Source organism: Novosphingobium sp. CECT 9465, assembly GCF_920987055.1.
GTDB lineage: Bacteria > Pseudomonadota > Alphaproteobacteria > Sphingomonadales > Sphingomonadaceae > Novosphingobium.
In genome coordinates, this window is sequence record NZ_CAKLBX010000001.1 from 391254 (window position 1) to 403303 (window position 12050).

The 12050-nt window shown below is 63.7% G+C and carries 12 protein-coding genes; all 12 read left to right on the plus strand.

The features are described from left to right. Positions 1–248 precede the first annotated feature (248 nt). A complete protein-coding gene (gene cofH, locus LUA85_RS01875) occupies positions 249–2507 on the plus strand; it encodes a 5-amino-6-(D-ribitylamino)uracil--L-tyrosine 4-hydroxyphenyl transferase CofH (RefSeq protein ID WP_231471737.1) in 2259 nt (752 codons plus the stop codon). Positions 2508–2511: 4 nt separating this feature from the next. Next, positions 2512–3342 carry an SDR family NAD(P)-dependent oxidoreductase gene (locus LUA85_RS01880; RefSeq protein ID WP_231466644.1) on the plus strand — a complete coding sequence of 277 codons (831 nt, stop codon included), beginning with the start codon at positions 2512–2514 and terminating at the stop codon, positions 3340–3342. Then, positions 3339–3995, plus strand: a complete 657-nt coding sequence (gene npdG, locus LUA85_RS01885) for an NADPH-dependent F420 reductase (RefSeq protein ID WP_231466645.1) — start codon at positions 3339–3341, stop codon at positions 3993–3995. Before LUA85_RS01880 ends, npdG begins: the two co-directional genes overlap by 4 nt. Positions 3996–4030: 35 nt before the next feature. Then, entirely contained in the window at positions 4031–4774 is a 744-nt protein-coding gene (gene cofE / locus LUA85_RS01890; RefSeq protein ID WP_231466646.1) for a coenzyme F420-0:L-glutamate ligase, read from the plus strand. Then, a complete protein-coding gene (cofD, locus tag LUA85_RS01895; RefSeq protein WP_231466647.1) occupies positions 4771–5694 on the plus strand; it encodes a 2-phospho-L-lactate transferase in 924 nt (307 codons plus the stop codon). The genes cofE and cofD overlap by 4 nt, the downstream gene beginning before the upstream one ends. Then, positions 5691–6260: a 2-phospho-L-lactate guanylyltransferase gene (gene cofC / locus LUA85_RS01900; protein WP_231466648.1), complete on the plus strand. Its 570-nt coding sequence runs from the start codon at positions 5691–5693 to the stop codon at positions 6258–6260. The genes cofD and cofC overlap by 4 nt, the downstream gene beginning before the upstream one ends. Before the next feature lie 81 nt (positions 6261–6341). Further along, entirely contained in the window at positions 6342–7262 is a 921-nt protein-coding gene (locus tag LUA85_RS01905; protein WP_231466649.1) for a TIGR03619 family F420-dependent LLM class oxidoreductase, read from the plus strand. Between the two features lie 72 nt (positions 7263–7334). Next, entirely contained in the window at positions 7335–8138 is an 804-nt protein-coding gene (locus LUA85_RS01910; RefSeq protein WP_231466650.1) for an SDR family NAD(P)-dependent oxidoreductase, read from the plus strand. After that, complete coding sequence (locus LUA85_RS01915; protein WP_231466651.1) at positions 8135–9232, plus strand: ecdysteroid 22-kinase family protein; 1098 nt, start codon at positions 8135–8137, stop codon at positions 9230–9232. The genes LUA85_RS01910 and LUA85_RS01915 overlap by 4 nt, the downstream gene beginning before the upstream one ends. A gap of 15 nt (positions 9233–9247) precedes the next feature. Next, a complete protein-coding gene (locus tag LUA85_RS01920; RefSeq protein ID WP_231466652.1) occupies positions 9248–10282 on the plus strand; it encodes an LLM class flavin-dependent oxidoreductase in 1035 nt (344 codons plus the stop codon). A 2-nt stretch (positions 10283–10284) separates the two neighbouring features. Next, complete coding sequence (locus tag LUA85_RS01925; RefSeq protein ID WP_231466653.1) at positions 10285–10680, plus strand: nuclear transport factor 2 family protein; 396 nt, start codon at positions 10285–10287, stop codon at positions 10678–10680. Next, entirely contained in the window at positions 10680–12050 is a 1371-nt protein-coding gene (locus LUA85_RS01930; RefSeq protein ID WP_231466654.1) for a phosphotransferase, read from the plus strand. The genes LUA85_RS01925 and LUA85_RS01930 overlap by 1 nt, the downstream gene beginning before the upstream one ends.

Sequence of the window (12050 nt, forward strand, 5' to 3'; positions counted from 1 at the left end):
TCCCTCAAGCCTGCATCGAGTGGATGTCGACGCGTTGTGGAAATGCGAAATGCAGGAATGGAGTCAATGAAGCCTGGCATATGCGGTCCGTGGGGTAACCCGCCGGTGCATTCTATCGCGTCCATGCTTATCGCTGTCTCGGTGCCGGGCAAGCCTTCCAACACTGCGCCACAACGGAGAGTATGACGATGGGCATTTGGGAAAGTCGCCGCGCCAGCGCAGGCGAAATCAGCCATGCATTTGCCACCATGCATTTGTCAGACATGATGCACGCGGCAGAGGCGCTGACGCTCGCCGGGCATGGTGCGCTCGTGACCTATTCCCGCAAAGTCTTCATTCCGCTGACGAAACTGTGCCGCGATGTATGCCATTACTGCACATTCGCGCAGACGCCGGCGCGGGCGGGGGAAGCCTATCTTGATCGCGATGCGGTGCTGGCAATCGCGCGGGCCGGGGCTGCGATGGGCTGTCGCGAAGCGCTGTTCACATTGGGCGACCGCCCCGAAGCGCGCTATTCGGCCGCGCGCGAGGCACTGGCGGAACTGGGCCATGAAACGACGCTTTCGTACCTTGCCGAAGTGGCCGCGCTGGTGTTCGAGCAGACGGGCCTGCTGCCGCACCTCAATCCCGGCCTGATGGACGCGGCGGACTATGCCGCATTGCGGCCCCATTCAGCCTCGATGGGGATCATGCTCGAATCCGCGTCTGACCGGCTCTGTGAAAAGGGCGAGGCCCATCACGGGTCCCCCGACAAGGAGCCTGCACGGAGGCTGGCCTCCATCGCCGCGGCGGGCGAGTCCGGGGTTCCGTTCACGACCGGGTTGCTGATCGGCATTGGCGAAACGCGATTGGAGCGGATCGAAGCGCTGCTGGCGATCCGCGATCTGAACGACAAATACGGTCACATCCAGGAAGTGATCATCCAGAACTTCCGTGCAAAGCCGGGCACGAAGATGGCCGACCGGGCGGAACCGACGCTGGAAGATCACCTTTGGACAATCGCGGCGGCGCGTTTGATTCTTGGGCCGGAAATGACCATTCAGGCGCCGCCCAACCTGCATGACCGATCAGCGCTTGGCGATCTTATCCGCGCAGGGGTAAACGACTGGGGCGGGGTCTCTCCGCTGACGCCCGATCACGTCAATCCCGAAGCGCCGTGGCCGCATCTCGAAGTGCTGGCCGATGCTACCGCCGATGCAGGCCGGGCCTTGCGCCAGCGTCTGGCGATCGGGCCGCGCCATGCGCAGCAAGCGACGCGGTGGTGCGATCCGCGCATGGCGCCTGCGGTGCTGCGCGCAGTGGATGGGCGCGGATTGCCCAAGGACAGCGACTGGGCGGTGGGCCATGGCGATGCCGTGCCTGAACTGGCCCCTGCGCCCGCCACGGCTGCAATTGCCCACATTCTTGAACGTGCGCGCGATGGCGAGCGCTTGGACGAGGCGGCGATTGCCAGACTGTTCACTGCCGATGGCGACGACTTCGAAGCGGTTTGCGCGCAGGCAGATGCGTTGCGCGCCGAAGTTGTCGGTGAGACGGTGACATACGCGGTCAACCGCAACATCAATTATACCAACATCTGTCTTTATCGCTGCGGCTTCTGCGCCTTTTCCAAGGGCAGCACCAAGGCGATGCGCGGGCCTGCCTACAGGCTCGATTTTGCCGAGATCGGGCGGCGTGCGGCCGAAGCGGTCGAGCGCGGGGCGACCGAGGTGTGCCTGCAGGGCGGCATCCACCCCGATTACGACGGCAACACCTACCTCGATATCGTGGCGGCGGTGAAAGCGGCTGCGCCCGGCATTCATGTCCATGCGTTTTCGCCGCTTGAAGTGATGCACGGCGCGCGGACGCTGGGGCTTTCGCTGGAAGATTTCCTGACGCGGCTGAAGCATGCAGGCCTTGCGACACTGCCAGGCACGGCGGCGGAAATCCTCGATCCCGAAGTGCGCGACATCCTGTGCCCGGACAAGGTCACCGCGCACGAATGGCTCGAAGTGATGCGCGCGGCGCACAGCGTCGGCCTGCGCACCACGGCTACGATCATGTTCGGCCATGTCGAGCAATATCGCCACTGGGCGCGCCATCTGGCGCAAGTGCGCAGCCTTCAGGAAGAAACCGGCGGCTTCACCGAATTCGTACCGCTGCCGTTCGTTCACATGGAAGCGCCGATCTGGCGCAAGGGCTTGGCGCGCTCCGGGCCGAGCTATCGCGAGGCGGTGTTGATGCACGCCATCGCGCGGATCGTGCTGCATCCGGTGCTGACGAATATCCAGGTCTCGTGGGTCAAACTGGGGCCGGAGGCGGCGGCGGCGGTGCTGGCGGCAGGGGCCAACGACCTTGGCGGCACATTGATGGATGAATCGATCACGCGCGCCGCTGGCGGTGTGAACGGGCAGGAATTCGGCCCGCCTGAAATGATCGCACTGGCAAAAAGCGCAGGGCGACCGGCGCAGCAGCGCACGACACTGTATGAATGGGTGCCGGACCAGAGTCCGGCCATGACGGAGTGATGAAATGACGAATTTGAGCCGGCCGCTTGAAGGCAAGGTTGCGATTATCACGGGCGGCGGCAGCGGTATTGGCCGGGCAACTGCCAAGATGTTTGCCGCGCGCGGCGCCAAAGTGGCGATCACCGGGCGGACCGAATCGAAGCTGGCAGATGTTGTCGCCGAAATCGAAGCGCAGGGCAGCGAAGGCCTTGCCATCGGGATGGACGTGACCAGCGAAGATTCGATTGCCGCGGGCATTGCGCGCACGGTGGAACGCTTCGGCCAGCTGGATATCCTGCACAGCAACGCCGCGCAGACCGGCGCGATGTTCGAAGATGCCGCGATCACCGACATGACCGTGGAATTCTGGAACAAGGCTTTCGCTACGAACCTGACCGGTTCGATGCTGGCGGCCAAGCACGCGATCCCGCACATGCAGAAGCAGGGTGCAGGATCGATCATTTTCACCGGGTCCGGCAAGGGGCTGGCGGGCGATCTTGATTATCCCGCCTATGGCACCACCAAGGCAGGGCTGCTCGGCCTGTCGCGCTATGTCGCCACGCAATATGGCAAGCAGAACATCCGCGCGAACGTGATCGTGGTGGGTCTGGTGATGACCGAGGCATTGGACGAAAACCTGCCGCCCGAAGCGCAGGCGCTGATGAAGGAACACAATCTCGTGCCGTTCCTTGGCTCGCCTGATGATATTGCCGAAGTGGCGGCGTTCCTGGCGTCCGACCAGTCGCGCTACATCACCGGCGCGTCGATCGTCGCCGATGGCGGTTTCACCGCGCATTCGGGCGTCTATGCCGACATGCAGCGCTTCATGGCCCACGCTGCGGCAGGTGCGGCATGAGCGGGCAGGTCATTGGCGTTATCGGCGGCACCGGCAACTTGGGCGCTGCGATTGCGTGGCGTCTGGCGCGCGCGGGCCGCACGGTCCTGATCGGATCGCGCAAGGCCGAAGCGGCGCAGGAAAAGGCGGCTGAACTGGGCCACGGCCTTGTCGGCATGGCCAATGCCGATGCAGCGGCGCAGGCCGATCTCATCATCGTGACCGTGCCGTTTTCGGCGCAGGAAGCGACGCTGGCCGATATCAAGCCGCATGTGGTGGGCAAGATCGTGGTGGATACCACGGTGCCGCTGGTGCCGCCCAAGGTGATGCGCGTACAATTGCCCGCCGAAGGATCGGCTGCCGCGCGCGCGCAGGGCCTGCTGGGCGAAGGCGTGACGATGGTTTCGGGTTTTCACAACGTGGCTGCGCACAAGCTGGCGCAGGACATCGATGTGGGCTGCGATGTGCTGGTGTTCGGCGATGACAAGGCGGCGCGCGCCGAAGTCGTGGCACTGGCCGATGCAATGGGCCTGCGCGGCCTTCACGCAGGCGCGCTGGTCAATTCCGCTGCGGCTGAGGCGATGACCTCCATCCTGATCTTCATGAACAAGACCTACAAGGTTGACGGCGCAGGCATTCGCATCACAGGAGAGTTGATTCCTCCGGCGGATTGAACGCCTGACGGAAAGTCCTGAGGAACGCGACCGAAGTGCCTGGTATCGAGATCATTTCCCTTTCGGCAATCGGCGAAGTGCGGGCAGGTGAAGACCTGCCCGTGACGCTTGCCCATGCGGTGGCGAGCGCCGGGACCCGACTGGGCGATGGCGATGTGCTGGTCGTTACGCAAAAGATCGTGTCGAAAGCGGAAGGGCGGTCGGTCGCGTTGGCCGATGTGGTGCCGGGGGCTGAGGCACTGCGGCTGGCCGAAGTGACCCGCAAGGATGCGCGGCTGGTGGAACTGGTTTTGCAGGAATCCACCGACGTTGTGCGCGCGGTGCCCAACGTGCTGATCGTGCGGCACAAGCTGGGGCTGGTCATGGCCAATGCGGGCATCGACCGGTCGAACATCGGCGCGGGGGACGACGAGCGGGCGCTGCTGCTGCCGGTCGATCCTGATGCTTCGGCGGCGCGAATTTCGGACGCATTGGGCTGCCCGGTTGTCATATCCGACAGTTTTGGCAGGCCGTGGCGCATGGGCGTGGTGGCAGTCGGCATCGGAGCCGCAGGGCTTCCCGCCATCGATGACCGGCGCGGGCTGCTTGACCGGGACGGGCGCAAGCTGGAAGTGACGCAGATTGCGGTGGCCGACCTGCTGGCCAGCGCGGCAGCGCTGGCGATGGGCGAGGGCGGGGAAGGTATTCCTGCGGTGATCGTGCGCGGCTATGCCGTGGCTGGCGCGGCGCGGCCTGCATCCGATCTGACGCGGTCCCTGGCCGAAGACTTGTTCCAGTGAAAGTCACCGTGCTGACCGGCGGCGTGGGCGGGGCCAAGCTGGTGCTGGGGCTGCTGCGCGTGTTGCCCGCCGCCGACGTGACCGCCATCGTCAATACCGGCGATGATTTCCGCCATCTGGGGCTGCACGTTTCGCCGGACATCGACACGCTGCTTTACACGCTTTCGGGCAAGTCCAACCGGGAACTGGGCTGGGGTCGGGCCGATGAAAGCTGGAACTTCCTGGAATCGTTGCGAGACATGGGCGGGCCGGACTGGTTCCAGCTGGGCGACCGCGATCTTGCTCTGCACGTGTTGCGCACCGCGCGGCTGACCATGGGCGAGGGGCTGGACGCAATCACCGCCGATTTTGCAAGGGCCATGGGCATTGGGGCCACGATCCTGCCAATGTCGAACGACAGCATTGCCACGCAGCTTGAGACGGATGAGGGCTTGCTGGATTTTCAGCACTATTTCGTGGCGCGACGTTGTGTGCCCAAAGTGAGCCGTATCCGGTTTGATGGGGCGGAAGCCGCCCGCCCCGCGCCGGATGTGATAGCAGCCATTGCCAGTGCAGATGCCGTGGTGGTGGCGCCTTCCAATCCGTTCCTGAGCATCGATCCGCTGCTGGCCGTGCCCGGCATTCGCAGCGCCTTGGCGCAAACGGCGGCGGCGGTGGTAGCGGTATCTCCGATCATCGGCGGCAAGGCGGTGAAAGGGCCGACGGCCAAGCTGATGGAAGAACTGGGCATCCGGTTGGCCAATGCTTCCATCGCCGCGCACTACGCCGATTTTATCGATGGGCTGGTGATCCACGATGACGACGATGCGCCCGCCGGCATCGCGATTGCCCGGACCGATACGCTGATGCGCGACGATGATGACAAGGCCCGCGTGGCGCAGGCGGCGCTGGACCTTGCCGCCAGCATCGCAGGCCGATGAACTGGACCGCCATCGTCCCGCTGAAAGCGGCGGCGGATCGCAAGACGCGGCTTGCAGGCGCGTTGGATGGCAGGGAAAAGGCAGCGCTGGCTGAAGGCATGGCGGATCACGTGATCGCCACGCTGGCGGGCGTTGCTGCCATCGCTTCGATTCGCGTTCTTTCGCCCGCATCGGGGGATATTCCCGGCACGGTGTGGCAGCCCGACCACGGCCAGGGTTTGAACGCCGAACTGGACCGGGTTTGCACCGCGCTGGCGGGCTTGCCCATGCTGATCGTCCATGCCGACTTGCCGTTGATCGGGACCGACGATGTGGCCGCCCTGCTTGCGGCAGCAGAAGCGACGGGTGCGGCAATTGCCACTGACCGGCATGGCACGGGCACCAATGCGCTGGCCATGCGTGAGGCGACCTGCGTCGGCTTTGCGTTCGGACCAGACAGTCTGGCCCGGCATCTTGAGCGCTTGCCCAATGCGGCGGTCCTGCGGCGCGAGGGACTGGCGATCGACATTGATACGGCAGACGATATTGCCGCAGCGCGAAGTGCCCTTCCTTTGGGAAGGTGGTGAGCAGGGCGCCTCTGCGCATGATCCGTCCGTAATCAGCGCAGGCTCCGTGAGGGCTGCGCGAGAACCGGCGGAGGACAGACGATGAAGCTCAACATGGGCGTTCCCAATTCCATGCACGTCAAGGCGATGGTGCAGCCGTGGGAGTTTGCGCTGTCCGGGTCGGACATTGGCGATCTGATTGCCGAGGGCGATGCACTGGGCTTCAACAAGTGCATGCTGGGCGAACATTTCGTGATCCCGCCTGAACATTATGACCTTTCGGGCTATCATTATTTCCACGTCGTGGTGGCCTTGGGCTATCTCGGCGGGCGCACCAAGAACCTGCGGCTGTCTTCGTCGGTTTCAATCCTGCCGCTGCAAAGCCCGATCGTGCAGGCCAAGGCATGGTCGACGCTCGACTGGCTGACCGGGGGCCGTGCCGAAGCGCTGTTCGGCGTGGGCTGGCTGAAGGAAGAGTTCGACATGCTCGGCGTGGATTTCCACAAGCGCGGGCGCATGGCGGACGAATATCTGGCCGCGATGATCGAGCTGTGGACGTCCGACAATCCGTGCTTCGAGGGTGAATTTGTCAACTTCAAGAATGCCGGGTTCGAGCCGAAGCCGATCCAGAAGCCGCGCATCCCGATCTGGCTGGGCGGCGATGCCGAGCCGGTGCTGAAGCGCGTGGCAAAGTTCGGCGATGGCTGGTCGCCATTCCGCACCCCGCCCGAAACCTTCCCCGCCTGCATCGACCTGATCAAGTCGCAGCCCGAATACGATGGCCGCCCGATCGAGGTGTTCTTCGCGCTCGAAATGCTGAATGTGGGCGCACATCACGAAGTGATGGACGATCCGCGCGCGCCCGGAACCCGCGATGCGCAGAAGATCATCGACCAGATCGGCTGGCTGAAGGAACTGGGCATCACCGAAACGATCGTGCCGCTGCCGCCGGGTATTACCGACAAGTCGGAATATATCGAGCGGCTGCGCTGGGTGGCCGAAGAGATCATGCCCAAGGTCTGATTTTAGCAAAATTCGGGACGGCAACGGCGGAGAAAATCGCCGGGCGTCCGCCATGGAAGAGGATCAACACGCATGAACAGGTTTGACGGAAAGGTTGCCTTTGTGACGGGCGGCGCTGGCGGCATCGGCAAGGCCGTGGCCCAGCGATTGATTGATGAAGGCGCGCGCGTTGCCGTGACCGACATTTTTGGCGAGGCGGCGCAAGAAGTTGCCGCGGCCTATGGCGACAAGGCTATCGGCTTTGCGCTGGATATTGGCGACGAAGATGCGGTCAAGGCTGCTGTGGATGGCACTATTGCCGCGTTCGGGCGGCTCGACGTGTTGGTCAACAATGCCGCGCTGACCGACATGGCCACGATGATGGGCGATACCAACGCCGTGACCATTCCCAATGACGTGTGGGAGCGTACGCTGCATATCAACGCCACCGGCTATCTCTATTGCTGCCGTCACGCGATACCGCACATCGCGGCGGCAGGCGGCGGTGCGATCGTCAACCTTGCGTCGGGTTCCGGGATGCTGGGTGATTCCGCGCGCATTGCCTATGGCACATCGAAGGCGGCAGTCATTTCGATGACGCGCTATATGGCGACCCAGCACGGCGGGCAGAAAATCCGCTGCAACGCGATTGCGCCCGGCCCGATCGTGACGCCGCATTCGCGCAAGGTGGCGGGCAAGGAATTCGACATCATCGCCCGGCACATGCCGATGGGCGAACTGGGCGAACCGGCAGACATCGCTGCGCTGGTGGCGTTCCTTGGATCGGCGGAATCGCGCTATATCAACGGGCAGGTCATCGTGATCGATGGCGGCATGTCGGCACACCATGCCCATGTGATGGACATGATGGATTACGCCGCCGGGCAGCAGGGGTGAGCGTGGGCCTGACCACGGCGCGCGGTCATCCGTCGCGGGAGCAGCGGCTTCCGACCGATCTTGCGGCGGTAGATGCGGCTTGGCTGCAAGGTGTGCTGCGCCACTGCTATCCCGGCATCGCGATCACCGCGATGGAAGTGGTGGAGATCATTCAGGGCCACACGACCAAAGTGCGCGTTGCCGTGACCGGATCCGATCCGGCGGTGTTGCCGGGGCGGCTGTGCCTCAAATCGAACTGGTCGGGCAGTCCCTTGAGCGGCGAGGCCAATGTCAACGAGGCGCGGTTCTACAAGGACTTGTGCGAAGGGCTGCAATTGCCCGCGCCGCACTGCTTCTATGCCGACTGGGACGACGACGCAGATGGCAAGCAGGGCTTGCTGGTGCTGGAGGATATGGAGGGATGGGACGGCAAATTCGGCACTTCGGCTGAGCCGATCACCATTGATCAGGCGATGCGCGGGGTGGCCGCGCTGGCCACGCTTCATGCCAGCACATGGGCTGATCCCCGGCTGGACGCGGCGGGCTGGCTTCAGCGCGCAATGGCGCCCGATCATGCGGGCGATGATTACTGGGCGATGATGGCCGACCACTACGACAAGGTGAACCGCCTGCCCGAACGGGTGGCGATGTTCCCTGCGTGGTTTGCCAATGATCCGCAGAAGCTGCGCGACGCGTGGTTGCAACTTTGTGCGCACGATATGGCCGATACCTCGCCGTTGTGTCTGGTCCACGGCGATGCGCATCTCGGCAACAGTTATGGTCTGGGCGATGGCGGGCGGCTGTTCCTGGATTGGCAGATCGTGCGCAAGGGCCATCCGTGGCGCGATTACAGCTATTTCGCGGCAGGTTCGATCACGATTGCCGACCGCCGGGCAGGCGAGCGCGATCTGTTGAAGCACTATCTTTCGGTGCTGGCGCAGCACGGCATCGTAATCGATTTCGATACGGCGTGGACCGAATATCGCCGCTGGATCGTGTGGGGGCTGGTTTCGTGGCAGTCCAACATCAACCCAAAGGAAGCTACGCTGCCCTCGCTCGAACGGTTCTGCGTTGCTGCCAAGGATCTGAAAATTGACGAACTTTATAACGTCTAGAAATGGGGCCAAGGCATGACTGCAAGTGAACACATATGGGCGCAACTGCCGCCGCTGCCCGCCAAGCAACTGGTGTCTGCGGTCGAGCGCTATGAATCCGCCGGGTTGGATGGCATCTGGGCTTCGCAGACCTTCGGCGCGCCGTTCCTGCCACTGTCTGCCGCTGCTGCGGTCAGCGAGAAGCTGAAGCTTGGCACCGGCATCGCGCTGGCCTTCGTGCGCAGCCCGCTGGAAACGGCGTGCAATATCATGGATATGGACCTCATCAGCGGCGGCCGCGCGGTTCTGGGGCTTGGCTCCAGCGCGCAGAGCCTGACCGAAGGCGCGTTCGGATCGACATATGGCAAGCCGCTGTCGCATATGCGCGAAGTGATCGGCCTGATCCGTGCCATCGTGGCCAAGGGGCATACTGGCGAACTGGGCGTGCTGGAGGGGGAATACCACAAGCTGGACCTCACCCATTTCCGCACCCTTGCGCCCCCGGTGCGAACCGAGATCCCCATCTTCCTGCCCGCCGTGTTCCAGAACGCCTGCGAAATGGCGGGCGAGATCACCGACGGACTGCTGGGCCATCCACTGTGGAACGCGCAGTGGATCCGCGATGTGGCAACGCCTGCGCTGAAGCGCGGGCTGGACAAGGCAGGCCGTCCGCGCAGCGCGGTGACGGTGAACCTGCAAATGTTCGTGGCGGTAAACCCGGACAAGCGGGAAGCGATCAACGATGCGCGCGCCAATATCGCATTCTACAGCCAGTCACCGCAATACCTGCGCTATTTCGACGGCATCGGCATGGGTGATTCCGCCCGCGCCTTGCAGGCCTGCTTTGCCACTGGCGATCTGGCCGGAATGGTTGCAGCCTGTTCTGACGAGATGGTCGAAAGCATCGCGCTGGTCGGCCCCAAGGATGAAGTGCTGCGTCGCTTCCACGAACGCGTCGAACATGCCGACGCCTGCACCCCGGTGATCCCGCATTACGGGCTGGAACCGGACAAGATCGCCTACTACACGGCCGGCATCGCCGACCTGTTCTACGGAAATGGGAAAGCCTGAGAATGACTGACGTCGAAGCGAACAAGGCGGTGGCGCGCCGCTATATGCAGGCCGTGGTCGATGGCGATATCGCCACGGTCGAGGCCTTGCAGCACCCCGATTGCACCTGGTGGATTCTGGGGCACGGTGACATGACGCGGCAGGCGTTCATCGACAGTGTGCGCGACGGATTGCTGACCGCCAACAGGCGCGTTGCCGATATCGTCGGCATCACTGCCGAGGGTGACCGGGTGGCGGTGGAAGTGCGCGGGGAGATGACCTTCCCCAACACCGTCTACCGCAACGAATATCACAACCTGCTGATCGTGCGTGATGGTCTGATCGTTTCGGGCAAGGAATACATGGACACCCGCGCGGCCGCTGCGGCGTTCGCTCCTGCTGCCGGTGGGGCCGCGTAATGGCTGAGACGACCGGCGTCCCTGAATATGACGATGCCGCTGTGCAGCGCATCCGCGATTTCGTCGAAGCGACGATGGGCGGCAAGATCGTGCGGATGGAACAGCAGGTACGCTGGCGTCCGGCATGGTTTGCCGATGTCGAGGTGGACGGCAGGATCGTGGAACTGCATTTGCGCGGCGATCGCACGGGTGACGTGGCGATCTTTCCCGACCTGAAGCGCGAGGCGGATATCATCCGCGTACTGCACACCCAGGGCATTCCAGTGCCCGAAGTCTACGGCTATCTGGCCGAGCCGCCGTGCATCGTGATGGAATCGATCAAGGGCACACGCGATCTTTCGGGCCTGACGCCGGAACAACAGAGCGCGGTGGGCCGCGAATACATGACGGCGGTGGCCGCGATGCACGCGCTGCCGGTGGAGGCGTTCGCCGAGGTGGCGGACATGCAGGTGCCGCAGGGTGCCGAAGAGGTCGCGCTGGTTGGCCTCAACACCTACATGCCGCAGTATCTGCGCACCAAGAAGCGGCCAGAGCCACTGCTGGAATTCGTGATCCAGTGGATCCGCCGCAATGTGCCGAAGCATCGCACCCGCGCCGCCTTCATCCAGTTCGATTCCGGGCAGTTCCTTGTCCACGACCAGCGCATGACGCAGTTGTACGATTTCGAATTCAGCATGATCGGCGATCCGATGGTCGATCTGGCGACGATGGGCATGCGCAACACGATTGAGCCGATGGGCGCATCGATGGCCGAGTTGTTCGGCTATTACGCCGAGGCCAGCGGCGAGCCGGTCGACCATGATGCGGTCCTGTTCCATGTGCTGCAATTTTCGCTGCTGGGCACGATGCAGTTCACCGGCACGGTCGCCGATCCGCGCCCTGCCGATCCGCATTCGGTCTATCTCCAGTTCGATCTGGCGCTGCGCCGCTCGATCCTGCTGGCGCTTTCAAAGCTGACCGGGGTTCCGTTGCCCGAACTGCCGCCGCTGGTGGAGCGGACCGGCGACAATGCGACCTTGATTCGCAAGCTGACCGACACGCTTTCGGGCATTGCGCCAAAGGATGCGGTTGCTGAGGGACAGAAGGGGCAGGCGGCGGAATTGATCGAATGGGTCGCCCGCGCCGATGCCTATGGCGCTGCGATGGTGGCACAGAACATTGCCGATGTGAGCGCATTCCTGAAGCAGGACTTTGCTGATTGGCCCGCAGCCGAAGCGGCGCTGGAAGCTTTCGTTCTGGCCGCCGGTCCCGAACAGGATGCCGCCTTGCTGACGCTGCTGGGGGCCATCGAGGGGCGCCGGTTGCAGGTGTTCGGACCGACGTCCATCGGTGAGGCGGCGCTGCATGTGCGCCTGCCGCAGGGAGTTTGA

Coding starts and splice junctions, on each gene's coding strand:
- cofH (WP_231471737.1), top strand. CDS start 249: ATGCATTTGTCAGACATGATGCACGCGGCAGAGGCGCTGACGCTCGCC.
- LUA85_RS01880 (WP_231466644.1), top strand. CDS start 2,512: ATGACGAATTTGAGCCGGCCGCTTGAAGGCAAGGTTGCGATTATCACG.
- npdG (WP_231466645.1), top strand. CDS start 3,339: ATGAGCGGGCAGGTCATTGGCGTTATCGGCGGCACCGGCAACTTGGGC.
- cofC (WP_231466648.1), top strand. CDS start 5,691: ATGAACTGGACCGCCATCGTCCCGCTGAAAGCGGCGGCGGATCGCAAG.
- LUA85_RS01905 (WP_231466649.1), top strand. CDS start 6,342: ATGAAGCTCAACATGGGCGTTCCCAATTCCATGCACGTCAAGGCGATG.
- LUA85_RS01910 (WP_231466650.1), top strand. CDS start 7,335: ATGAACAGGTTTGACGGAAAGGTTGCCTTTGTGACGGGCGGCGCTGGC.
- LUA85_RS01920 (WP_231466652.1), top strand. CDS start 9,248: ATGACTGCAAGTGAACACATATGGGCGCAACTGCCGCCGCTGCCCGCC.
- LUA85_RS01925 (WP_231466653.1), top strand. CDS start 10,285: ATGACTGACGTCGAAGCGAACAAGGCGGTGGCGCGCCGCTATATGCAG.
- LUA85_RS01930 (WP_231466654.1), top strand. CDS start 10,680: ATGGCTGAGACGACCGGCGTCCCTGAATATGACGATGCCGCTGTGCAG.